Below are 19,943 nucleotides of genomic sequence, written 5' to 3' on the forward strand. Positions count from 1 at the left end.
ACAGTGTCCACAGTGTTCGACTACGAGAAGGACGGCGCGGCGATATACCGCCAGTCCTTCGCCATGATCCGCGCCGAGGCGGACCTCGCCGGGCTGCCCGCCGACGTCTCCCAGGTCGCGGTGCGGATGATCCACGCCTGCGGCATGGTCGACCTGGTGCGTGACCTCGCCTTCACGCCCGCGGTCGTGGCCCGCGCCCGCGAGGCCCTGCGCGCGGGCGCACCGATCCTGTGCGATGTCGCCATGGTCGCCAGCGGTGTCACCCGTAAGCGGCTGCCGGCGGACAACGACGTCGTATGCACCCTGTCCGACCCCGCGGTCCCCGCACTCGCCGCCGAGATGGGGACGACGCGCAGCGCCGCCGCCCTGGAGCTGTGGCGGGACCGGATGGGGGGCGCGGTGGTGGCCGTCGGCAACGCCCCGACCGCGCTCTTCCGGCTGCTGGAGATGATCGAGGACGGCGCCCCGCGCCCGGCGGCCGTCATCGGTGTGCCGGTCGGTTTCGTCGGCGCCGCCGAGTCCAAGGACGCGCTCGCCGGCCACCCCGCCGGGCTTGAGCACCTGGTCGTACGCGGACGGCGGGGCGGCAGCGCCATCGCGGCGGCGGCCATCAACGCCATAGCGAGCGAGGAAGAGTGAGCGAGAACAGCACCACGGCGGGGCCTTCGACCGGCCGGCTGTACGGAGTCGGACTCGGCCCGGGTGACCCGTCCTTGATGACCGTACGGGCCGTGCGGGTCATCGCCGAGGCGGATGTGATCGCGTATCACAGCGCCCGGCACGGCCGGTCCATCGCGCGTTCCATCGCCGCGGAGCATCTGCGTGCCGACCATATCGAGGAACCCCTGGTCTACCCGGTCACCACCGGGACCACCGACCACCCCGGCGGGTACCAGGGCGCGATGGAGGAGTTCTACGCCGAGTCGGCGGCCCGGCTCGCCGTCCATCTGGACGCCGGACGCACCGTCGCCGTGATCGCCGAGGGCGACCCGCTGTTCTACGGCTCATACATGCACATGCACAAGCGGCTGGCCGGCCGCTATCCGACCGAGGTCATCCCCGGCGTCACGTCGGTGAGCGCCGCCGCGGCCCGGCTCGGCACCTCTCTCGTCGAGGGCGAGGAGGTGCTGACGATCCTCCCGGGCACCCTGCCGGAGGAGGAGCTGACGGCCCGCCTGGCCTCGGCGGACTCGGCCGTCGTCATGAAGCTCGGCCGGACCTTCCCCACCGTACGGCGGGCGATCGAGCGGGCGGGGCGGCTGTCGGACGCGCGGTACGTCGAACGCGCCACGATGAGCGGCGAGCGCACCGGCGCGCTGGCCGATGTCGATCCGGACTCCGTGCCGTACTTCTCGGTCGCTGTCCTGCCGAGCCGGATCGGCGCGGTGCCCGTGCCGGTGCCCGGGGACGCGGGTGCGCCGAGCAACTCAGGTGAGACCAACAAGACCGGCCAGGTGGTGGTCGTCGGCACCGGCCCGGCCGGACCGCTGTGGCTCACGCCCGAGACGCGCGGCGAACTGGCCGCCGCCGAGGATCTCGTCGGCTACACCACCTATCTGGACCGCGTGCCGGTCCGCCCCGGCCAGCTCCGGCACGGCTCCGACAACAAGGTGGAGTCGGAGCGCGCCGAGTTCGCCCTCGACCTGGCGCGGCGGGGACGGCGCGTGGCCGTGGTCTCGGGCGGCGACCCCGGCGTCTTCGCGATGGCCACGGCGGTCCTGGAGGTGGCGTCGCGGGCGCCGTACGAGGACGTCCCCGTACGGGTACTGCCGGGCGTGACCGCCGCCAACGCGGCGGCGGCCCTCGCCGGCGCCCCGCTCGGCCACGACTACGCCGTGCTCTCGCTGTCCGACCGGCTCAAACCCTGGGAAGTCATCGCCGAACGCCTGCACGCGGCAGCCGCGGCGGATCTGGTGCTCGCGCTCTACAACCCCGGTTCCCGCAGCCGTACGTGGCAGGTCGGCAAGGCCCGCGAACTGCTGCTGGAACACCGCGCTCCGGACACTCCGGTCGTCCTCGGGCGCGATGTGGGCGGGGCGGAGCAGAGCGTACGGATCGTGCGGCTGGCCGACCTCGATCCGGCGCAGGTCGACATGCGGACGATCCTGCTGGTCGGGTCCTCGCAGACGGTGACCGTACGGCGGGGGGACGGGCGGCAGATCGTCTGGACGCCGCGCCGCTACCCGGAGAAGCCGCTTGCGGAGAGCCCGTCCCCGGAGAACTCTCCGAAAGCGGCGAACTGACGCAGCCAGTCCACCGCCTCGTCGGGGGTGCCCGCCACAGGCACCCCCTCCGGCACCGGAGGCCGGCGGACGACGAGCACGGGAAGACCGGCCTCGCGGGCGGCGGTGAGCTTGGCCGCGGTGGCCGCGCCGCCGCTGTCCTTGGTCACCACGACGTCGATGCGGTGGCGGTGGATGATCTCCCGCTCCCCGTCGAGGGTGAACGGCCCCCGGTCCAGCAGCACTTCCGTCCTGGCCGGGTACGGCGGCTCCGGAGCGTCCACGGACCGTACGAGGAACCACAGGTCATCGAGGTGAGCGAAGGTGGCGAGCCCCATCCGCCCGGTGGTGAGGAAGACCCTGCTCCCGAGCGGGGGCAGCGCCCGGGCCGCCTCCTCCAGCGAGCCGACCGAACGCCAGTCGTCGCCCACGGCGGGCACCCAGGAGGGCCGGCGGAGCGCCAGCAGGGGAACATGGGCGTCGGCGGCCGCCCGGGCCGCATTCCGACTGATCGTCGCGGCGAAGGGATGAGTGGCGTCGATGAGCGCGTCCACGCGGTGCTCGCGCAGCCAGCGCTCCAGCCCCTCCGCGCCGCCGAACCCGCCGATCCGCACCTCGCCGGGCGGCAGCACCGGGCGGGCGACGCGGCCGGCGAGGGACGTGGTGACGCGGATGTGTCGGACGAAGCGGAGAGGGCCGTGCAGATTCTCGGCGAGACGACGGCTCTCGGTGGTCCCGCCAAGGATGAGCACATGGAACGGTTCACTCATCGGCGGCGGGTCTCTCCATGTCTGAGGGCGTGACGGGCGGGCGCAGCGCCCAACTCAAGCACACGGGCCTGCGGCCCGGCTGGACGACGGGTGCGTGCGCGACGGCGGCGACGACGGCCGCGTACACGGCACTGCTGACCGGCGATTTTCCCGACCCGGTGACGATCACGCTCCCCCGGGGGCAGACGCCGGCGTTCACCCTGGCAGCGGAGGAACTGTCCCGGTCCCTGGCCATGGCGGGAATCGTCAAGGACGCGGGCGACGACCCGGACGTCACCCACGGCGCCCTGGTCCGCGCGACGGTACGGCTGCTGCCGCCCGGCTCCGGAGTGGTCTTCCGAGCCGGCTCCGGCGTGGGTACGGTCACCCGCCCCGGCCTCCCCCTGGACGTCGGCGAACCGGCCATCAACCCGGTCCCGCGCCGGCTGATGCGGTCCCATGTGGCAGAGGTCGCGGCCCGCCACGGCGGCTCGGGCGACGTCGAGATAACCGTCTCAGTCGACCACGGCGAGGAAATCGCCCGCTCCACCTGGAACCCGAGGCTGGGCATCCTGGGCGGCCTGTCCATCCTCGGCACGACGGGCATCGTCGTCCCCTACTCCTGCTCGGCCTGGATCGACTCCATCAGACGGGGCGTGGACGTGGCCCGCGCGGCGGGCCGTACGCATGTCGCGGGCTGCACGGGCTCGACGTCCGAGAAGACGGTGCTCGCGACGTACGACCTCCCCGAGGACGCCCTCCTGGACATGGGCGACTTCGCGGGTGCGGTACTGAAGTACATCCGCCGCCACCCGGTCGACCGCCTGACGATCTGCGGCGGCTTCGCGAAGCTCTCCAAACTGGCGGCGGGCCACCTGGACCTCCACTCGGCCCGCTCCCAGGTGGACAAGGTCTTCCTGGCGGACCTGGCGGTGGCGGCGGGCGCGAACGCGGAGTTGGCGACGGAGGTGACCCAGGCCAACACCGGCCTGGCAGCACTACAGCTGTGCCAGGCCCAGGGCATACGACTGGGCGACGCGGTCGCGACGAGAGCACGCGACGAGGCGCTGACGGTACTGCGCGGGGCGCCGGTGGAGGTGGACGTGATCTGCATCGACAGAGCGGGCACGGTAGTGGGCCGCAGCGAGCCCTTGTAGGAAGCGGGGCTCGGCGGTGGGTCAGTCGCTGAGCCAGATCAGATCGGTTCGTAACCGTTCACTTCTCGCCGCCGACCGGACCAGGCAGCGGGGCGAGCCTTCGACCGGCCTCGGCATCGGAAAGGCGCTGCTCGCGACCGGGACGGCTGTCGAACATCGCCTCCATCCACCACTTCCGTAGGACGGCGCTGATGTGGTCGCCATCTTCGGCTTGACCGATTTCCGCACAGAAAGCCGCGCGCTTGGTGGCACCGAGTGCGTTGGAGACGGCGTCGATGGTCTGGGGGATTGGGCGGACCCTCGGATCCGGGCCTTTGTATCCGGGTTGGGCGGTCACGGTGTCCTCCTCGACAGCAGCGAAGAGCCCCGTCACTCCGACGGGAGAGGGTGACGGGGCTCCGGTGGCGCGTTGTGCTTCAGGCGGCGGGAAAACCACCGTCGTTGACGGCGGTGACGAACGTGGACCAGTCCGCGGTCGCGAACATGAGGGACGGACCGCTCGGATCCTTGCTGTCCCGTACAGGGACGATCCCGGAAGCGGCCGCGACCTTCGGCGCCCACTCCACGCAACTGCCGCCGTCCGCGTTGCTGTACGTGGACTTGACCCACCGTGTGGTGCTCATCAAGAAGGGTCCTCCGTCTCGTCGGTGTGACTCAGGAAGTGAGAAACCCGCTGCTGCGTACGGCGGTGACGAACGTGGACCAGCCAGCGGTCGCGAACATGAGGGACGGGCCGCTCGGGTCCTTGCTGTCCCGTACAGGGACGATCCCGGAAGCGGCCGCAACCTTCGGCGCCCACTCCACGCAGCCGCCGCCATCGCCGTTGCTGTACGAGGACTTGACCCACTGCGCGAGGGAGAGGTCCAGGGTGGTGCTCATCAGGGAAGCGCCTCCATCGTGGATCGGATGAATGCCGCCGTATCGCGCGGCGACAGGGCGTAGGCCCGCATCAGATCGTAATCCCGCCGCCGGGTCCTGACACTCTCCGGGTCTTCCAGCAGGGTGCCCGTTGTAAGGGCCTCTTCGTAGGCCACGGAGGACCCGTGGTCCAGCGTCATCAGAGTCAACGTGCCACCTCCCAGCAGAGCGTGCTCCCCATGTTCGAAGGGCAGCAACTGAATCGTGGTCCTGGGGGTGTCTGTCAGCTCGTGAAGCCGGGCGAGTTGGTCCCGCATGACGGCAGGACCGCCGACGGATCGCCGTATGACCGCCTCGTCGAGGATCACCGAGAGGTCCGGCGAGGAGGCGCCTGTCAGCAGCGCCTGCCGACTCAGGCGAGCCGTCACCTTCTCCTCGATCTCGTCCGGCGTAGCCCTCGGATTGCTGACACGGAAGAGCGCGCGGGCGTACTCCTCCGTTTGCAGGAGCCCCGTCACGATCTGCCCCGCGAACTCATCGATGATCCGGGCCTTCGCCTCCAGCTCCATGCGCCGCCGGTACTTGTCCGGGTGGATCTCCTTGCGCGCGAGACCGTACAGCTCTTCGAAAATGCCGTCCGTGCCGAACGCCGCGTCCAGTTGGGCCGGCAGTTCCCGGGGCGGCATGTACTCCGCGGTCTCGATCCGGGACAGATGGCTCTTGCTGACGAGCACCACGCCTGCCAGGCCCTCAAGGGTTAAGCCCGCCCTCTCACGGAAATTCCGCATCTTGGCGCCGAACAGATCTCGGGCGGACCTGTCGGGTGTGAGTTCGCGTGCGGGCCGTGCCATGCGGGCACCCCATTTCTCCCAGATTTGCGGTCGGGACCGAAACGGCTTCCGAGCGTACGCCGGACGGCGGCACCATGTGAGCAACTAGTCACAGAGAGCACGCAAAAAGGCGAAAGGCAGAACGCAATGACGAGAAGTGAAGCGCGGAGGTTCCTGTCCCGGCTGTCGGAGGCGTTCGGCGTGGACGGTGTCCTCATCGTCCACAAGACCGAGGCGGGGGAAGGAGCGGACCTCGCTCCGGGCTCCGCGCTGAAGTGGCCCCCGTGCGAGTGCGGGCACCCGAAGTGCCCCGACTACGAACCCGCCGGCTCACCCTCCGAGAAGCTCAGCGCGGAGGTTGCGGAACGGAACAAGCGAAGCAGCAGGGGCGGGGTGTGAGGTGCGGGACCGCGAAGGGCGCGGCAGGGCACGCCCGTCAGCAGCTGTGCGGGCGTTCCCTTTCGGCCGAGTACAGGTGGCTGTCGCGGAACTGCTCCGCGCCCAGCGTCCGGCCGACCATGATGACCGCCGTCCGCACCACACCCGCCGCCTTCATCTGTCCGGCGATGTCGTCGAGCGTGCCGCGCAGCACCAGTTCGTCCGGGCGGCTGGCCATCGCGACCACCGCGGCCGGGCAGTCCGCCCCGTAGTGCGGCAGCAGTTCGTCCACCACCCGGTCCACATACCGCGCGGCCAGGTGCAGCACCAGCAGCGCGCCGCTGCGCCCGAGAGTCGCCAGGTCCTCGCCCTCCGGCATCGGCGTGGCCCGCTGGGCGATCCGGGTCAGGATGACGGTCTGGCCCACCGTCGGCACCGTCAGCTCACGCTTCAGCGCCGCGGCCGCCGCCGCGAACGCCGGTACCCCCGGCACCACTTCGTACGGCACACCCGCCGCGTCCAGCCGCCGCATCTGCTCCGCGACCGCGCTGAAGACCGACGGATCGCCGGAGTGCAGCCGGGCCACGTCGTGGCCCTCCTCGTGGGCCCGGACGACTTCCGCCGTAATCCCGTCCAGGTCCATCTGCGCGGTGTCGATCAGGCGCGCGTCCGGCGGGCATTCGGCCAGCAGCTCGCGCGGCACCAGGCTGCCCGCGTACAGGCAGACCTGACACGCGGCCAGCCGGCGCGCGCCCCGCACCGTGATCAGATCGGCGGCGCCGGGTCCGGCGCCGATGAAGTACACCGTCATCGTTCTTCTTCTCCTGAGGGTTGCGCCGGGAGGTCGTGCAAAGGGGCTCAAGGGGCTTTCGTGACGGCCCATTGGGTGACCGGCATGGCCTGCCGCCAGCCGGTGAATCCGCCCACCGGTACGGCGTGCGCGACGGCCAGCCGCACCAGTTCTCCGCCGAGGCGGCGGTACCAGTCGGCCAACAGCGCCTCGGACTCCAGCGTCACCGTGTTCGCGACCAGCCGGCCGCCCGCCGGCAGCGCGTCCCAGCAGGCCGCCAGCAGCCCGGGGGCGGTCAGCCCGCCGCCGATGAACACCGCGTCGGGCACCGGCAGTCCCGCCAGCACGTCGGGGGCTCCGCCCGTGACGACGCGCAGCCCCGGGACACCGAGCGCCCGCGCGTTGCGGCCGATGCGCTCGGCGCGCGCCGGATCGCGCTCGACCGACACCGCCCGGCAGGACCGGTGCGTACGCATCCACTCGACGGCGATCGAACCCGACCCGCCTCCGACATCCCAGAGCAGTTCCCCCGGCGCCGGCGCCAGCGCGCCCAGCGTGGCGGCGCGCACATGGCGCTTGGTGAGCTGGCCGTCGTGTTCGTACGCGGCGTCCGGCAGACCTGGTACGGCTCCGATGCGCAACGCGTCCGGCGCGCGACGGCACTCCACCGCCACGACGTTCAGCGGATCGCCCGCGGGCTCGGACCAGTCCTGGGCCAGGGCTTCGATATGCCGTTCCCCGCCCGCGCGGAGGTGTTCCAGGCCGAGTTGTTCCCGGCCGAGCTGCTCAAGGCCGACGTGTTCCCGGCCGAGTTGTTCAAGGACGTGCATGCGGCTCGGCCCGTACCCCCGCTCGCACAGCAACGCCGCCACCTCTGCGGGCGTCGCCGCGCCCGCGCTGAGTACCAGGACCCGGCGGCCGTCGTGCAGGGCGGCGGCCAGCCGTTCGGCAGGACGGCCGACGAGCGTGACGACCTCCGTGTCCTCCACCGGCCAGCCGAGCCGCGCGCAGGCATACGACACCGACGACGGATGCGGCAGCACCCGCAACGCCCCGGCCCCCACCACCTCCGCGAGGGCCCGCCCGATCCCGTAGAACATCGGATCCCCACTGGCCACCACACAGACCCGGCGCCCGGCGTGAGCCGCGAGCAGCCCGGGAACGGCGGGCCGCAGCGGCGACGGCCACGCCACGCGCTCCCCCGCGCACTCGTCCTCCGGGAGAAGATCCAACTGCCGGGGCCCGCCGATGAGCACCTCGGCATCGCGGAAGGCCTGCCGCGCGCCTTCGGAAAGCCCCGCCCACCCGTCCGCGCCGATCCCGGCAACGGTCACCGGCGGCGCGGGGGGCGGGGGAAACGCGGGAGACGGAAAGCTCACTGCCGTATTCCTCTGGGCTGGGAGAAGACCGACTTCGAAACTGTACGGGCCACTTCGGCCGCGGCCCCGACGGGGCAGGAGATGCGGGTGATCCACACCTATGGAACCTTGAATGGAACGCAAGGACCGGGGCCGACGAATACGTGGTCGACGGCCAGGTTTCTCACCCAGGGAGCGACCCATGGCCAAGCAGAGGCTCGCCACCGGATGGACGGTATTCGCCGCGGTCCTGATGATTTTCGGCGGCGCCATGACCATCCTCGCGGGCACTTCCGCCATCGCCAAGGACGATATCTTCCTCACGACGCGGAGCTATATCTTCTCGTTCGATCTCGTCGGCTGGGGATGGGTCCATCTGATCCTGGGCCTCATCATTTTCCTCGCGGGCTGCGCCCTGTTCAAAGGAGCGGTCTGGGCGCGCGTCGTCGGTGTCATCCTGGCGGGTCTCGGCGCGCTCTCGAATTTCCTGTGGATTCCGCGCTATCCGCTCTGGGCCCTCACGCTCCTCGCCATCGACGTCTTCATCATCTGGGCGCTGTGCGCGGGTGACCGGCGTCGTACGGAGAGGTGAGCCAGGACGCCCGGCGTCAGGAACGCCGGGCGCCCACCTGGTGTCACCGATGGCCGGCCGGTCGGGGCCCCGGTGTCAGCCGGTTGTCCCGACCGGCGAGGAGGCGCCCCCGGCGGCCGCCGCTGTGGCGCTGCGCGGATGGAGCACCCGCTCCGCCAGCGCCCCGAAGATCAGCCCGAAGGCCGTCCACAGCAGCGCCTGTACGCCGAGCGACGCGAGACGGAACTCCCAGAGCAGAGCCGCCGGGAAGGTTTCCCGAACGGCATCGGTGTTGGCGGGCAGGACGAGACAGGCCACTGCCACGACGACGACGTAACCGGCGCCGGCGACGGCCGACGCGTTCCAGTTGCCCAGCCGCGGGGCCAGCCGTCTCCCCGTGATGACGGCGATGACCGCCAGCAACACGCTGAGCAGGATCATCAGGAAGAACAGCGTGGTGCGTCGGCCGATGGTGTCCGGGTTGCCCACCGCGGGCGGGGTCGCCGGATACTTCAGGAACGGCACCAGATAGACGGTGATGAAGGCGGCTCCGGCGATCAGGGCCGCCGTTGCCCTCGGGCCGAACCGGCCGATCCGGCCCAGGGAGACGGAGAAGACCAGCGAGGCGATTCCGCCCAGGGCCACTCCGTACACCAGGACACCGGTGGCCAGTCCGAACGTCGACTGGACCGGCCTGCTGACCAGTTCCTCTTCCTCGTCCGCGGCCGCTGCTTCGCCGGCCGAAGAACCGGCCGATGAACCGGCCGGCGCCGCTGCGCCGTGCTCGTGCGCCGGCGCGGACTGGGTCTCCTCCAGCGCGATGGAGTCCCGTACGGAGGGCTCACCCACCACATAGGCCAGCGCGAAGGCGAAGAGTCCGGCGACGACGCCCGCGATCATGCCGCGGACCAGGAGAGTTCTGACGGTGGAGGCATGCATGTGCGTGATCTCCGTCAGTGGTCAGTGGCAGGGGAAGCCGAGCAGATGACGGCCGTCGTGCACCCACTCGTGCACCCCCGCACCGGAGAAGACCGACGTCGCGCCCTGCTCGGCGCCGACGAAGTACAACAGCACGAGCATCAGGGTGCCCACGAACACGGCCCACGGCAGAACCGCGCGCAGAGGAAGGGGGGTCACCGGGGCGGTGGTGGGCGAAACGACCGGGGGCGCAATGGACTGAGCCATGGCACAACCTCCTTGGGGAACTCGCGTCCCATTCGGTGGAGCTCGCACGACGGCCATCGGGTCTGACTCACCGGGCCCCTGCTGCGCTGTACGCAGCCGGCACCCGGCATACAGTGGCGCGACCGTGCCGGACTCTCACCGGACTTCCGTCCCGCCGTCGTGATATCGACGTGAAGGTACCGCGAACCGACAGGCGGGCCAAGAGGCCCTCTCCCCCGCCGGTCACCGGCGGACGGCGGCTGCCGCGGAGCGCCGAGCGCCGTACGGGCTCCGGGAGTTGGCCCCGCGTCGGGCGGGCCGGCCGGGAGCGAGGACAGCCGAGGAGAACCGTATGACCACCCGGGTGATGTTCATCTCACCGGCCATCAGCACCGCCCTGCGCGCAGCGCGCTTCGGCGAAGGCGCGGGCGATCAGGACGAGTTGGACGCCGTCGGGCTGCGGCAGGCCGAGGCCGTACGCGAGACCTTCCCCCGCGCCGCCGCGCTGTACGTCTCTCCCTCGCGGCGCTGCGTGCGGACCGCGGAGGTGCTCGGCCTGGACGCGGAACCGCTGCCCGGCCTCGCGCCGTGCGCGATGGGCCGCTGGCAGGGCAGGACCCTCGACGAGGTGGCCGCGGCGGAGCCGCAGGGGGTGGCCGTCTGGCTGTCGGACCCGGCGTCCTCCCCGCACGGCGGAGAGTCCCTGCTCGCCCTGCACACCCGCGTCGGCCACTGGCTCGACACCCTGACCGCGGAGGGCCCGGAAGGCGCGGACAGGGCGGACGGGAAGGCCCCGGACGACTCCCGGAGCCGCGTCATCGCCGTGGCCGAGCCTGACATCATCCGCGCCGCCGTGGTCCACTCCCTCGGCGCGACCCCGCAGGCGTTCTGGAGGATCGACGTACGCCCGCTGACCGTCACCGAACTCAGCGGGCGCGACGGCCGCTGGAATCTGCTCAGCGGCCGCCCGCTGTACAGCGTCGCGCCCTGAAGATCCCGTACATCACTCCACGTAACGAAACGTGACGGCTGTGGCGGCGGGAGCGCTACGGAGCGTCATCGAACGTCATGGGAAATAAGTGCCGAACAGCACTCGCCTTCCGGAGGCAGGCAGTGTAGATGTGGGTGTATGGCCCGACATATGGGCCGATCCTGGGCTCGGGTGCGTTCCGCTCGCGTGTTCTCCGGTCGGCGTCCACCGAGTCGGCGGCGTGAGCACCCACGTACGGCACACAGGTGGCGCGGACGGTTCGACCGCGAAGCCCTGCGGAAGCCGTCGTCGGAGTGGCGCCGCCGCTCCTGGTTGAACGTGCACAGCGTCGCCGGGCAGGTATTCATCCTGCAGCTGGTGATCGTGGTGCTGCTCGTCGCCGCCTCGCTCACCTCGCTCCTCCTGCTGTCCCGGCACGACACCACGACGGAGGCGCGCAACCGCTCACTCGCCGTCGCCACGACCTTCGCGAACTCGCCGGGCATCGTGGAGGCGCTGCACGCCCCCAACCCGACCACCGTGCTCCAGCCACGGGCCGAGGCGGTCCGCCAGAGCTCCGGGATGGACTTCGTCGTCGTCCTGACCACGAAGGGCATCCGCCTCACCCACCCCAACCCCGACCGCATCGGGCAGCACTTCGTCGGCACCATCGGTCCGGCGCTGGAGGGGCACAGCGTCACCGAGACCTACCCGGGGACGCTCGGCCCTTCGATACGGGCGGTAACCCCCATCAACGACTCGCAGGGGAAGGTCGTCGGTCTGGTCTCCGCCGGGATCACGGTCAAGAAGGTCAGCGGCCTCGCCAACGACGAGCTGCCGATCCCCATCGGCGCCGCGGCCGCCTCGCTGGCCCTGGCCATGGGCGGAACGGGGCTGGTGAGCAGACGGCTGCGCCGCCAGACCCACGGTCTGGACCCCATCGAGATGACGCGCATGTACGAGCATCACGACGCGGTCCTGCACTCCGTACGGGAAGGCGTGATCATCGTCGGCGGCGACGGCCGGCTGATGCTCGCCAACGACGAGGCACGCCGTCTTCTCGACCTGCCCCCGCATCCGGAGGGCCGGCCCATCACCGACCTCGGCCTGGACCCTCATGTGGCCGAACTGCTGGCTTCGGGGCGCGTCGCCACCGACGAGGTGATGGTGACAGGAAAGCGGCTCCTCGCGGTGAACAACCGGCTCACGGACCGTAATGGCGGACCGCCCGGCAGCGTCGCCACGCTCCGCGACTCCACCGAGCTCCGCGCGCTCACCGGCAGCGCGGAAGCGGCGCAGGAACGCCTGAAGCTGCTGTACGACGCCGGCGTGGAGATCGGCACCACCCTCGACGTGGACAGGACCGCCGAGGAGCTGGCCCGGGTGGCGGTCCCGCGCTTCGCCGACTTCGTCACGGTGGATCTCGCGGAGCCCGTCCTGCGCGGCGAGGAGCCGTCGCGGCTGAGCGGCTCCGAGATGCGCCGTGCGGCTGTGCTCGGCATCCGCGACGATCACCCCTTCTATCCGGTGGGCAGGCTGTTCTCGTTCATCTCGTCCTCGCCGCAGGCGTGGAGCCTGGAGAACGGGCAGGGAGTCGTCGAACCCGACCTCAGCCGGGCGACCGGATGGCAGTCCCAGGCCCCGAACTGGACGAGCAAGGTCGTCGACTACGGCATCCACTCGCTCGTCACCGCGCCGCTGCGCGCACGGGGCGTCCCCCTGGGCATGGTCAACTTCTGGCGTTCCGAGAAGCCGGAGCCCTTCGAGGAGGACGACGTCTCCCTCGCCGAGGAGCTGGCCTCCCACGCGGCGGTGTGCATCGACAACGCCCGGCGCTACACGCGCGAGCACAGCATGGCGGTGACGCTGCAGCGCAGCCTGCTGCCCCGGGTGCTGCCCGAGCAGGACGCCCTCGATGTCGCCTACCGGTATCTGCCGGCGGAGTCGGGGGTCGGCGGCGACTGGTTCGACATCATCCCGCTGCCCGGCGCCCGGGTGGCGCTGGTCGTGGGGGATGTCGTCGGTCACGGTCTGCACGCGGCCGCGACGATGGGGCGGCTGCGTACGGCGGTCCACAACTTCTCCACGCTGGACCTGCCGCCCGACGAGATCCTCTCGCATCTGGACGAACTGGTCGCGAGCATCGACCAGGACGAGACCATCGGGAACGCCGGGGGCAACGGTTCGCTGGTCACGGGAGCCACCTGCCTGTACGCGATCTACGACCCGGTGACCCGGCGCTGCTCCATGGCGCGTGCCGGCCATCCGCCGCCCGCGCTGGTCCGGCCCGACGGGAGTGTCGAGTTCCTCGATCTGCCGGCCGGGACGCCGCTGGGGCTGGGCGGGCTGCCGTACGAGACAGCCGAGGTGTGGCTGCCGGAGGGCAGCGACCTCGTGCTGTACACCGACGGGCTCATCGAGGACCGCAGCCGGGAGATCGACGAGGGACTCGAGCTACTGCGGGGTGCGCTGGCCCATCAGAACCGGACCCCGGAGCAGATCTGTACGGCGGTGCTCGACGCGCTGCTGCAGACCAGCCAGAGCGACGACATCGCGCTGATCGTCGCCCGTACCCGCGTGCTGCGTCCCGACCAGATCGCGGAGTGGGAGGTGCCCGCCCACCCCTCGGAGGTCGCCCATGTGCGCGCTTCCGTGGTCCAGCGGCTGGAGGAGTGGGGTCTCGCCGAGGCGGCGTTCACCACGGAGCTCATCCTCAGCGAACTGATCACGAACGCCATGCGCTACGCCACCGGGCCGATCCGGGTGCGGCTGCTCCATGACCGCACCCTGATCTGCGAGGTCTCGGACTCCAGCAGCACGTCGCCCCACCTCCGGTACGCGGCGGCGACGGACGAGGGCGGCCGCGGTCTGTTCCTCGTCGCCCAGTTCACCGAACGCTGGGGCACCCGCTACACCCCCGACGGCAAGGTCATCTGGGCCGAGCAGCCGCTGCCCTGAGGCCGTCGGGGCCGCTCCCGGCCACGCTGCCCCCACCAGCGCACGCCCCGGCCCCCCGCCCGGGGCGTGCGCTACGGACGGGTCCAGTGCGGATCGCGGCCCGTCGCGGCCAGCAGCACGTCGAACGGGCTCGCGTCCTCCGCCACCGGTACGGGCTCCCCGAACACCCCCATCGAGCGCGCCGTCGGCGCCAGCGCCGCGAACTCCTCCCCGAGCATCGCGACGAGCGCCGCGTCCGGCTCGTACGGCTGCCCCGTCGCACGCGCCAGATCCCACCCGTGCACGGTCAGGTCGCCGAGGACCATGGCGCCCACGGTCCTGGCCGGCAGCCCCATGCTCCCCGAGGTGCCTTCCTCGGCGCCCGGCGCGTCCCAGGCCTTGATGAGCCGTAGGGTCTCGTCGGCGAACCGGTCACGCCACTCTCCCGTCAGATGCTCGGGGGCGGCGCCGAAGTCGGCGTCCTTCTTGGCGGCCAGCGCCTGGAAGTTCACGACCACCTGGAAGAGATGGTCGGCCAGGGCGTGTACGTCGTACTCACTGCACGGGGTCGGCGCGGTGAGCTGGTCGTCGGTGAGGGCGCGGATGACAGTGACGGCACGGTCGGCCGCCACCTCCAACAGTGTGCTGATCTTGTCGCTCATGTTCTGACCGTATGAACCGACGGCACGGCGCGTCTTGAACAAACGCGACATAGGATCCGGGGCATGGCAGGTCCACGGCGTGACACCCGGGGCATCGTCGACGCCCCCGAGCTTTTCGCGCGGGTACGCTTCCGCCGCCGCGAGCCGGCCCCGGACCTGCGGCCGTATCTGGAGCACTACTGGCTGATCGACTGGGATCTGGCGCAGCCGTACGCCTCCCATGTAGTGCCGCATCCCTGGGTGAACGTGGTCTTCCAGCGGTTCGGCGACGGTCCGGGCAGCGCGCCCTTCGCGGAGGTCGCGGGCATCGGTCTCGACCTCTTCACACAGAAGCTGGAGGGGCGCGGCCGGGTGTGCGGGGTGCAGTTCAGGCCGGGCGGCTTCCGGCCGTTCGCGCCGCGGTGGCCCGTATCGCGGTGGACGGGGCGGCGGGTGCCGCTCGGCGAGGTCATGCCGACGACGGACGCGGACCTCTCGGCGGTGCTCGGCCCCGCCGAGGCCGAGGAGGACGCGCGGGTGGCCGCGCTCGACGCGTATCTGCTGCGCGCCGGCCCGCGGCCGGATCCGCGGGCGGAGCACGCCATGGCCCTGGCCGACCGGATCAGGACGGACCGGACGATCCGGCGCGTGACGCGGCTCGCCGAGGCGGAAGGGGTCTCGGCGCGCTCGCTGCAACGGCTGTTCGCCACGTATGTGGGGGTGGGGCCGAAGTGGGTCATCCTGCGCTACCGCATTCATGAGGCGCTGGAGCGCGCGGAGGGGGGCTCCGAGGGCTCGGCGGAGCCCGGCGCGGAGGTCGACTGGGCGCAGCTAGCCGCCGATCTCGGCTACAGCGATCAGGCACATCTCGTACGGGCCTTCACGGCGACGGTAGGGGTACCCCCGACGGCGTACGCCCGCCCTGGCTCCTAGGTCCTGTACGGGTCACGGACGGTCGCCCGTAGCACCGGTCCGGGCCGGATGTCAGACCCCCGTCCTACAGTGCGTGACATGGAGATCAACGCACCGCGGGTAGGACTCGAACCATGGTCGGAGAGCGATCTCGATCTGCTGCGCGCGGCGAACGCGCCGGAGCTGATGAACCATCTCGGCGGCCCCGAGACCGAAGAACAGCTGCTCAAGCGGCACAGACGGTACGTGGACCTGAGCGCCGACCGGACGGGCAAGGGCAGGATGTTCCGGGTCGTGCTGCTGCCGGACGACGAGGCCGTCGGCACGATCGGGTTCTGGGAGCAGACCTGGCAGGGGCAGCAGGTGTACGAGACGGGCTGGGCGGTGCTCGCCGCGTTCCAGGGGCGGGGCATCGCGGCGGCCGCGACCGCGGCCGTCGTGGAGCAGGCGCGGGCCGAGAAGAAGCACCGCTATCTGCATGCCTTCCCGTCCGTCTCCAATCCCCCGTCGAACGCGCTCTGCCGCAGGGCGGGGTTCTCGCTCCAGGACGAATGCGAGGTCGAGTACCCGCCGGGCCACGTGATGCACTGCAACGACTGGCGACTGGAGCTCATCTGACGGTCGGCGCCCTCAGCCGACGGTGGCGGCGAACGGGGCTCAGTCGACGGGGGCGGCGAACGGGCCTCCGGCGCCGAAGACCGCCTCGGCGAAGCGTTCGCCGATGCGGCGGTGGCCGGCCGTGTCCGGGTGGAGGCCGTCGGGCAGCGGCAGCTCGGCGTAGTCCACCTCGCCGTACAGCGCACGGCCGTCGAGGTAGTGCAGGTTCGGATCGTCGGCAGCCCGCTGGGCGGTGATGCGGGCGAGCTCGTCCCGGATGACGTTCAGCGTCAGCCGCCCGGGCTCCGACGGATCGCCCAGCGCCCGGAACCGCAGCCTTCCGCCGTCGAACTCGGGTGCGATCGGGCCCGGGGTGTCCTCCTGGAAGGGGCACAGGATCGGGGAGACGACCAGCAGCGGCGTATCAGGGTGCCCCTCACGGATGGTGTCGAGGAAGCCGTGGACCGCCGGGCCGAAGGCGCGCAGCCGCATCAGGTCGGCGTTGACCAGGTTGATGCCGATCTTGACGCTGATCAGGTCCGCGGGGGCGTCCCGCAGGGCGCGCGCGGTGAACGGGTCGAGCAGGGCGTTGCCGCCCAGGCCCAGGTTGGTCAGCTCCACACCGCCGAGGGCGGCGACCAGCGCGGGCCAGATCTCGGTGGGGCCGTCGGCGTTGGAGCCGTGGCTGATCGAACTGCCGTGGTGCAGCCACACCCTGCGGCCGCTCTCCGGCGCCGCCTCGACCGGGGCGTCGGTGCGCAGGGCTATCAGCTCGGTGATCTCCGTGTGCGGCAGCCAGATCTCGATGTCCTTCTCACCGGCGGCCAGGCCGGCGAACCGGGCGGTGCCGGGCGGGCCGGGGCTGATCTCGGCAGACTGGGTGGCCAGGTCGACGGTGAGAACGTTGCCGCCGGCCACGCTGGTGCGGCCGGCCCGGCGACCGTCGACGAGCAGGTCGTACAGCCCGTCCGGCCGGGGCGGGGCGCCCGGGTAGACGGTCTTGGTGGGGAGCACGTCCAGCTCGACGACACGGGCCCGGGTGCGGAAGGCCAGCCGTACTCCGGAGGGCTGGGTCTCGACCCTCGCCAGGTAGGCGTCGGGGAATTGACCGCGGGCCCGGGCGGGCAGCCGGTGCGGCAGCACGCCCCGCGCGGTGCGTTCCACCTCCAGAGCCCCGCGCAGCAAGCGGGCTTCGACGGGGGTGGTGATCCACCCGCTCGCGCCGGCCGGCGTGCGGTCGTCGGGGGCATCGTCAGGGACGTCGCCGGGGGCATCGTCAGAGACGTTGTCAGGGGCGTCGCCGGGCGGGAGGCTCATGATCGCAGCCTGCCAAGGGGATCCCCGATCCGCACCTGCATTTTCCGCCCGCACGGGGCTCACGCCTCGGTGATCCTGGCCACGAAGGCATCCAGATTGCCCGACATCCGCGCGAGGCGCTCGTCCAGGGTCAGGGACTCCTCGTACCGCCCGGAACGCAGCTTCGGCTGCCGCTTGCCCCGCACATACAGGGGGCAGGCGAGGTCCGCGCAGACATAGATACCGACCGTGTTGCCCTCGCGGCCCCGGGCGCCCGCCAACGGAGCGGCCAGCAAGGTGACCCCGGAGGAAGCGTGACCCGTCAGACAGATCTGGCACAGACTCGACTTCATCGCACTGGTGCGGCCCACGGAGGGCACCCGCAGGGATATCCCCAGCGGACCCTGCGCCCCGGACAGCACGAGATGTGCCCGCAGCGGCGCCCCCGGATCCACCCACCCCAAGAAGTCCAGGTCCCCCCAGGGCAGTTCGGCGAAGTCGAGCGGCAGCCGCAGCCGCGCCGCCTCGCCCTTCGTGCAATTCACGAAGGATGAGCGGATCTGTTTCTCGGTGAGTGGTTCCACGGGCATCGACCCTATGCCCGCCCCGATCGGCCCGCATCGCAATATCCGCGTGACCCTCCGGGTCGCGGCCGACGCCACCACGCCCGGAAAGCCCTGGCTCCTTCGCCACCTCCAATGACATCCTGACGAGGTGAACGGACCCGAGATCCAGATCGATTTCGCCCCTGAGCTGCGCCTCTTCGTCGCGGCCGAGCGGCGCCAGGGACGTACGGCCCTCCTCACCGACGGCTCGTCCACGCTCGGCCATGCCGTCGAATCCCTCGGCGTCCCGCTCACCGAAGTCGGTCCGCTGCTGGTCGACGGCCGCGACGTACCCGTCTCCCACATCCCCGCCGCGGGCGAATCCGTGGAGGTGCGGGCCGTGGAGCGGCCGCAGCGGGTGCCGGGAGCGCCCCTGCGCTTTCTGCTGGACGTACACCTCGGCACGCTCGCGCGGCGACTGCGGCTACTGGGCATCGACGCGGCGTACGAGAACGAGGACCTCGGAGATCCCGCGCTGGCCACCCTCTCCGCTGCGGAGCGCCGGGTGATGCTGTCTCGCGACCGGGGGCTGCTGCGGCGGCGCGAGATCTGGGCGGGGGCGTACATCTACAGCGACCGCCCCGACGACCAGCTCCGGGACGTACTGGAACGCTTCGCGCCCGCCCTCGCGCCATGGACCCGCTGCACCGCCTGCAACGGCGAGCTGGGCCCGGCCGACAAGGAGTCCGTCCAGGAGCAGCTGAAGGACGGCACGCAGCGTTCGTACGACGTCTTCGCGCAGTGCACGGCGTGCGGGCGGGTGTACTGGCGGGGCGCGCACCACGCCCGGCTGGCGGCGATCGTCGAGGACGCCGTACGCGAATTCGGCGCCGCCGCGGCGTAGCCACCGCCGACGCGGGCGTTGGCCGACGCGGGCCACAGCCAACGAGAGCCACAGCCGGCTCAGAAGGCGTACGGATCCCCCGTGTCGGGCGTCAGTACCCGGTGCTGATGGTTCTCGGGATTGCGGTCGCTCGCGCCGCCGTTCCACGCGGTGTCGATCCGTACGACCACTTCGGCGGGGCTGCCGGCCGTCCTGAGGTCGAGAGCGATCTCACGGCCCCGCCCGTCCGCCCGGAGCTGCCCCGTACGGCACAGCACGGTCCGGTCGCCGCCCCAGAGGCAGTCGGCGGGCAGCGGCTGGCCGGCCGCCAGAGGGGCCGAGAAGTCCAGCCGTACGGTCGCGTCCGTCAGCCCGGACGGGCCGTGATTCTCGGGCCGGAGCCGGACCGCCAGCTGCCCGCTCCACAGCGACGCGTGCCCGTGGTGCGCCACATCGGCCTCCGGCGCGACGGCCCTGTCCGCACCCGTGACGCCATCTCCACCCTCGGCGCCGGCGGCTCCGGCACCCGCGCTCATCACCACCGCCGTGGTGGCGGACACCCCCACCAGCAGCGCTTTGCTCATCACACCCATAGCGGGAAGGTACCGATCATCACACCGCAATCCCGGCCACCCGTCGGCCCGACGCGCCTCCGATCACCCACATGGCAGGCTGTCCCCATGCTCGTGCTCCGCTCCGCCGCCCTCTTCCTCGTCGCCGCGCTCTTCGAGATCGGCGGCGCCTGGCTGGTCTGGCAAGGGGTACGCGGCGACGGCACCGGCGGCGGACGTGGCTGGATCTGGATCGGCGCCGGAGTCATCGCCCTCGGCGCCTACGGCTTTGTCGCCACGCTCCAGCCGGACGGCGAGTTCGGCCGCATCCTCGCCGCGTACGGCGGGGTCTTCGTCGCCGGCTCGATCGTCTGGGGCATGGTCGCCGACGGCTACCGCCCGGACCGCTGGGACGTCACAGGAGCGCTGGTCTGCCTGGCCGGTATGGCGCTGATCATGTACGCACCGCGCGGCCACTGACCCGCCGGGGCCGTGATCCGAACACCTATCCTGGCCTGACATCGATCACACGCG

At 71.5% G+C, this 19,943-nt stretch carries 24 protein-coding genes; 11 read left to right on the top strand and 13 right to left on the bottom strand.

Going from position 1 to position 19,943, the window contains the following annotated elements; translation table 11 throughout:
• Positions 1 to 12: 12 nt before the first annotated feature.
• Positions 13 to 639, top strand: a complete 627-nt coding sequence (locus tag ACZ6MZ_RS31230) for a precorrin-8X methylmutase (RefSeq protein WP_383914189.1) — start codon at positions 13 to 15, stop codon at positions 637 to 639.
• 77 nt (positions 640 to 716) lie between these two features.
• On the top strand, positions 717 to 2,243 hold the full coding sequence (locus ACZ6MZ_RS31235) for a precorrin-2 C(20)-methyltransferase (protein ID WP_469355859.1): 1,527 nt from the start codon (positions 717 to 719) through the stop codon (positions 2,241 to 2,243).
• On the opposite strand, the gene ACZ6MZ_RS31240 is transcribed toward ACZ6MZ_RS31235, so the two are convergent.
• Positions 2,180 to 2,992: a cobalt-precorrin-6A reductase gene (locus ACZ6MZ_RS31240; RefSeq protein WP_469355788.1), complete on the bottom strand. Its 813-nt coding sequence runs from the start codon at positions 2,990 to 2,992 to the stop codon at positions 2,180 to 2,182. The two genes, ACZ6MZ_RS31235 and ACZ6MZ_RS31240, sit on opposite strands and share 64 nt — an antisense overlap.
• A 17-nt stretch (positions 2,993 to 3,009) precedes the next feature.
• Between ACZ6MZ_RS31240 and ACZ6MZ_RS31245 the strand changes: the two genes are divergently transcribed.
• Complete coding sequence (locus ACZ6MZ_RS31245; protein WP_469355790.1) at positions 3,010 to 4,128, top strand: cobalt-precorrin-5B (C(1))-methyltransferase; 1,119 nt, start codon at positions 3,010 to 3,012, stop codon at positions 4,126 to 4,128.
• 58 nt (positions 4,129 to 4,186) lie between these two features.
• Here ACZ6MZ_RS31245 and ACZ6MZ_RS31250 read toward each other — a convergent pair whose 3' ends face one another.
• From ACZ6MZ_RS31250 to ACZ6MZ_RS31265, 4 genes are all read right to left on the bottom strand, one after another.
• The gene (locus ACZ6MZ_RS31250) at positions 4,187 to 4,465 is read right to left on the bottom strand and encodes a hypothetical protein (RefSeq protein ID WP_469355792.1); all 279 of its coding nucleotides are present in this window, start codon (positions 4,463 to 4,465) and stop codon (positions 4,187 to 4,189) included.
• A gap of 79 nt (positions 4,466 to 4,544) precedes the next feature.
• On the bottom strand, positions 4,545 to 4,751 hold the full coding sequence (locus ACZ6MZ_RS31255; protein ID WP_469355795.1) for a DUF397 domain-containing protein: 207 nt from the start codon (positions 4,749 to 4,751) through the stop codon (positions 4,545 to 4,547).
• 31 nt (positions 4,752 to 4,782) lie between these two features.
• Positions 4,783 to 5,007: a DUF397 domain-containing protein gene (locus ACZ6MZ_RS31260; RefSeq protein WP_469355796.1), complete on the bottom strand. Its 225-nt coding sequence runs from the start codon at positions 5,005 to 5,007 to the stop codon at positions 4,783 to 4,785.
• Positions 5,007 to 5,837: a helix-turn-helix domain-containing protein gene (locus ACZ6MZ_RS31265; RefSeq protein WP_469355798.1), complete on the bottom strand. Its 831-nt coding sequence runs from the start codon at positions 5,835 to 5,837 to the stop codon at positions 5,007 to 5,009. Before ACZ6MZ_RS31265 ends, ACZ6MZ_RS31260 begins: the two co-directional genes overlap by 1 nt.
• Positions 5,838 to 5,963: 126 nt before the next feature.
• Here ACZ6MZ_RS31265 and ACZ6MZ_RS31270 point away from each other — a divergent pair, with 126 nt between their 5' ends.
• Positions 5,964 to 6,215 (top strand): hypothetical protein, encoded by a 252-nt coding sequence (locus tag ACZ6MZ_RS31270; protein ID WP_469355800.1) that lies wholly within the window; start codon positions 5,964 to 5,966, stop codon positions 6,213 to 6,215.
• 37 nt (positions 6,216 to 6,252) lie between these two features.
• Here ACZ6MZ_RS31270 and cobM read toward each other — a convergent pair whose 3' ends face one another.
• Together cobM and cbiE are read right to left on the bottom strand one after the other, a co-directional pair.
• The gene (gene cobM, locus ACZ6MZ_RS31275) at positions 6,253 to 7,005 is read right to left on the bottom strand and encodes a precorrin-4 C(11)-methyltransferase (protein WP_469355802.1); all 753 of its coding nucleotides are present in this window, start codon (positions 7,003 to 7,005) and stop codon (positions 6,253 to 6,255) included.
• A 47-nt stretch (positions 7,006 to 7,052) separates the two neighbouring features.
• Positions 7,053 to 8,363 (bottom strand): precorrin-6y C5,15-methyltransferase (decarboxylating) subunit CbiE, encoded by a 1,311-nt coding sequence (cbiE, locus tag ACZ6MZ_RS31280; RefSeq protein WP_469355804.1) that lies wholly within the window; start codon positions 8,361 to 8,363, stop codon positions 7,053 to 7,055.
• A 181-nt stretch (positions 8,364 to 8,544) separates the two neighbouring features.
• On the opposite strand from cbiE, the gene ACZ6MZ_RS31285 reads away from it, so the two are divergent.
• Complete coding sequence (locus tag ACZ6MZ_RS31285; protein ID WP_469355805.1) at positions 8,545 to 8,934, top strand: DUF7144 family membrane protein; 390 nt, start codon at positions 8,545 to 8,547, stop codon at positions 8,932 to 8,934.
• A gap of 75 nt (positions 8,935 to 9,009) precedes the next feature.
• Here ACZ6MZ_RS31285 and ACZ6MZ_RS31290 read toward each other — a convergent pair whose 3' ends face one another.
• Together ACZ6MZ_RS31290 and ACZ6MZ_RS31295 are read right to left on the bottom strand one after the other, a co-directional pair.
• Positions 9,010 to 9,852 carry a CbtA family protein gene (locus ACZ6MZ_RS31290; protein WP_469355807.1) on the bottom strand — a complete coding sequence of 281 codons (843 nt, stop codon included), beginning with the start codon at positions 9,850 to 9,852 and terminating at the stop codon, positions 9,010 to 9,012.
• A gap of 21 nt (positions 9,853 to 9,873) precedes the next feature.
• Positions 9,874 to 10,098 (bottom strand): CbtB domain-containing protein, encoded by a 225-nt coding sequence (locus ACZ6MZ_RS31295; RefSeq protein WP_384185959.1) that lies wholly within the window; start codon positions 10,096 to 10,098, stop codon positions 9,874 to 9,876.
• Between the two features lie 331 nt (positions 10,099 to 10,429).
• On the opposite strand from ACZ6MZ_RS31295, the gene ACZ6MZ_RS31300 reads away from it, so the two are divergent.
• Complete coding sequence (locus ACZ6MZ_RS31300; protein ID WP_469355809.1) at positions 10,430 to 11,068, top strand: histidine phosphatase family protein; 639 nt, start codon at positions 10,430 to 10,432, stop codon at positions 11,066 to 11,068.
• A gap of 150 nt (positions 11,069 to 11,218) precedes the next feature.
• Positions 11,219 to 14,005 (top strand): SpoIIE family protein phosphatase, encoded by a 2,787-nt coding sequence (locus ACZ6MZ_RS31305; RefSeq protein ID WP_469355811.1) that lies wholly within the window; start codon positions 11,219 to 11,221, stop codon positions 14,003 to 14,005.
• 71 nt (positions 14,006 to 14,076) lie between these two features.
• Here the strand turns inward: ACZ6MZ_RS31305 and ACZ6MZ_RS31310 are convergent, their stop codons facing one another.
• Complete coding sequence (locus ACZ6MZ_RS31310) at positions 14,077 to 14,646, bottom strand: TIGR03086 family metal-binding protein (protein WP_469355813.1); 570 nt, start codon at positions 14,644 to 14,646, stop codon at positions 14,077 to 14,079.
• A 63-nt stretch (positions 14,647 to 14,709) separates the two neighbouring features.
• On the opposite strand from ACZ6MZ_RS31310, the gene ACZ6MZ_RS31315 reads away from it, so the two are divergent.
• The gene (locus ACZ6MZ_RS31315; RefSeq protein WP_469355815.1) at positions 14,710 to 15,558 is read left to right on the top strand and encodes a DUF6597 domain-containing transcriptional factor; all 849 of its coding nucleotides are present in this window, start codon (positions 14,710 to 14,712) and stop codon (positions 15,556 to 15,558) included.
• A gap of 78 nt (positions 15,559 to 15,636) precedes the next feature.
• Positions 15,637 to 16,155 carry a GNAT family N-acetyltransferase gene (locus ACZ6MZ_RS31320; RefSeq protein ID WP_469355816.1) on the top strand — a complete coding sequence of 173 codons (519 nt, stop codon included), beginning with the start codon at positions 15,637 to 15,639 and terminating at the stop codon, positions 16,153 to 16,155.
• 39 nt (positions 16,156 to 16,194) lie between these two features.
• On the opposite strand, the gene ACZ6MZ_RS31325 is transcribed toward ACZ6MZ_RS31320, so the two are convergent.
• Positions 16,195 to 17,451 (bottom strand): GDSL-type esterase/lipase family protein, encoded by a 1,257-nt coding sequence (locus ACZ6MZ_RS31325; RefSeq protein WP_469355818.1) that lies wholly within the window; start codon positions 17,449 to 17,451, stop codon positions 16,195 to 16,197.
• Positions 17,452 to 17,510: 59 nt separating this feature from the next.
• Complete coding sequence (locus tag ACZ6MZ_RS31330; RefSeq protein ID WP_384185979.1) at positions 17,511 to 18,014, bottom strand: FBP domain-containing protein; 504 nt, start codon at positions 18,012 to 18,014, stop codon at positions 17,511 to 17,513.
• 130 nt (positions 18,015 to 18,144) lie between these two features.
• Between ACZ6MZ_RS31330 and ACZ6MZ_RS31335 the strand changes: the two genes are divergently transcribed.
• Positions 18,145 to 18,879: a Mut7-C RNAse domain-containing protein gene (locus ACZ6MZ_RS31335; RefSeq protein ID WP_386879247.1), complete on the top strand. Its 735-nt coding sequence runs from the start codon at positions 18,145 to 18,147 to the stop codon at positions 18,877 to 18,879.
• 59 nt (positions 18,880 to 18,938) lie between these two features.
• Here the strand turns inward: ACZ6MZ_RS31335 and ACZ6MZ_RS31340 are convergent, their stop codons facing one another.
• Entirely contained in the window at positions 18,939 to 19,451 is a 513-nt protein-coding gene (locus ACZ6MZ_RS31340; protein WP_389786043.1) for a hypothetical protein, read from the bottom strand.
• 87 nt (positions 19,452 to 19,538) lie between these two features.
• Between ACZ6MZ_RS31340 and ACZ6MZ_RS31345 the strand changes: the two genes are divergently transcribed.
• On the top strand, positions 19,539 to 19,889 hold the full coding sequence (locus ACZ6MZ_RS31345; protein WP_384185987.1) for a YnfA family protein: 351 nt from the start codon (positions 19,539 to 19,541) through the stop codon (positions 19,887 to 19,889).
• Positions 19,890 to 19,943: the final 54 nt, after the last annotated feature.

Source organism: Streptomyces sp. NPDC042201, assembly GCF_055582185.1.

What these genes read in the sequence shown, in the direction of transcription:
- ACZ6MZ_RS31310 (WP_469355813.1), bottom strand. Translation starts at nt 14,646, where the DNA reads ATGAGCGACAAGATCAGCACACTGTTGGAGGTGGCGGCCGACCGTGCC.
- ACZ6MZ_RS31295 (WP_384185959.1), bottom strand. Translation starts at nt 10,098, where the DNA reads ATGGCTCAGTCCATTGCGCCCCCGGTCGTTTCGCCCACCACCGCCCCG.
- ACZ6MZ_RS31320 (WP_469355816.1), top strand. Translation starts at nt 15,637, where the DNA reads ATGGAGATCAACGCACCGCGGGTAGGACTCGAACCATGGTCGGAGAGC.
- ACZ6MZ_RS31300 (WP_469355809.1), top strand. Translation starts at nt 10,430, where the DNA reads ATGACCACCCGGGTGATGTTCATCTCACCGGCCATCAGCACCGCCCTG.
- ACZ6MZ_RS31325 (WP_469355818.1), bottom strand. Translation starts at nt 17,451, where the DNA reads ATGAGCCTCCCGCCCGGCGACGCCCCTGACAACGTCTCTGACGATGCC.
- ACZ6MZ_RS31315 (WP_469355815.1), top strand. Translation starts at nt 14,710, where the DNA reads ATGGCAGGTCCACGGCGTGACACCCGGGGCATCGTCGACGCCCCCGAG.
- ACZ6MZ_RS31235 (WP_469355859.1), top strand. Translation starts at nt 717, where the DNA reads ATGACCGTACGGGCCGTGCGGGTCATCGCCGAGGCGGATGTGATCGCG.
- cobM (WP_469355802.1), bottom strand. Translation starts at nt 7,005, where the DNA reads ATGACGGTGTACTTCATCGGCGCCGGACCCGGCGCCGCCGATCTGATC.
- ACZ6MZ_RS31245 (WP_469355790.1), top strand. Translation starts at nt 3,010, where the DNA reads ATGTCTGAGGGCGTGACGGGCGGGCGCAGCGCCCAACTCAAGCACACG.
- ACZ6MZ_RS31340 (WP_389786043.1), bottom strand. Translation starts at nt 19,451, where the DNA reads ATGGGTGTGATGAGCAAAGCGCTGCTGGTGGGGGTGTCCGCCACCACG.
- ACZ6MZ_RS31345 (WP_384185987.1), top strand. Translation starts at nt 19,539, where the DNA reads ATGCTCGTGCTCCGCTCCGCCGCCCTCTTCCTCGTCGCCGCGCTCTTC.
- ACZ6MZ_RS31285 (WP_469355805.1), top strand. Translation starts at nt 8,545, where the DNA reads ATGGCCAAGCAGAGGCTCGCCACCGGATGGACGGTATTCGCCGCGGTC.
- ACZ6MZ_RS31305 (WP_469355811.1), top strand. Translation starts at nt 11,219, where the DNA reads ATGGGCCGATCCTGGGCTCGGGTGCGTTCCGCTCGCGTGTTCTCCGGT.
- ACZ6MZ_RS31270 (WP_469355800.1), top strand. Translation starts at nt 5,964, where the DNA reads ATGACGAGAAGTGAAGCGCGGAGGTTCCTGTCCCGGCTGTCGGAGGCG.
- ACZ6MZ_RS31240 (WP_469355788.1), bottom strand. Translation starts at nt 2,992, where the DNA reads ATGAGTGAACCGTTCCATGTGCTCATCCTTGGCGGGACCACCGAGAGC.
- ACZ6MZ_RS31290 (WP_469355807.1), bottom strand. Translation starts at nt 9,852, where the DNA reads ATGCATGCCTCCACCGTCAGAACTCTCCTGGTCCGCGGCATGATCGCG.
- ACZ6MZ_RS31260 (WP_469355796.1), bottom strand. Translation starts at nt 5,007, where the DNA reads ATGAGCACCACCCTGGACCTCTCCCTCGCGCAGTGGGTCAAGTCCTCG.
- ACZ6MZ_RS31255 (WP_469355795.1), bottom strand. Translation starts at nt 4,751, where the DNA reads ATGAGCACCACACGGTGGGTCAAGTCCACGTACAGCAACGCGGACGGC.
- ACZ6MZ_RS31265 (WP_469355798.1), bottom strand. Translation starts at nt 5,837, where the DNA reads ATGGCACGGCCCGCACGCGAACTCACACCCGACAGGTCCGCCCGAGAT.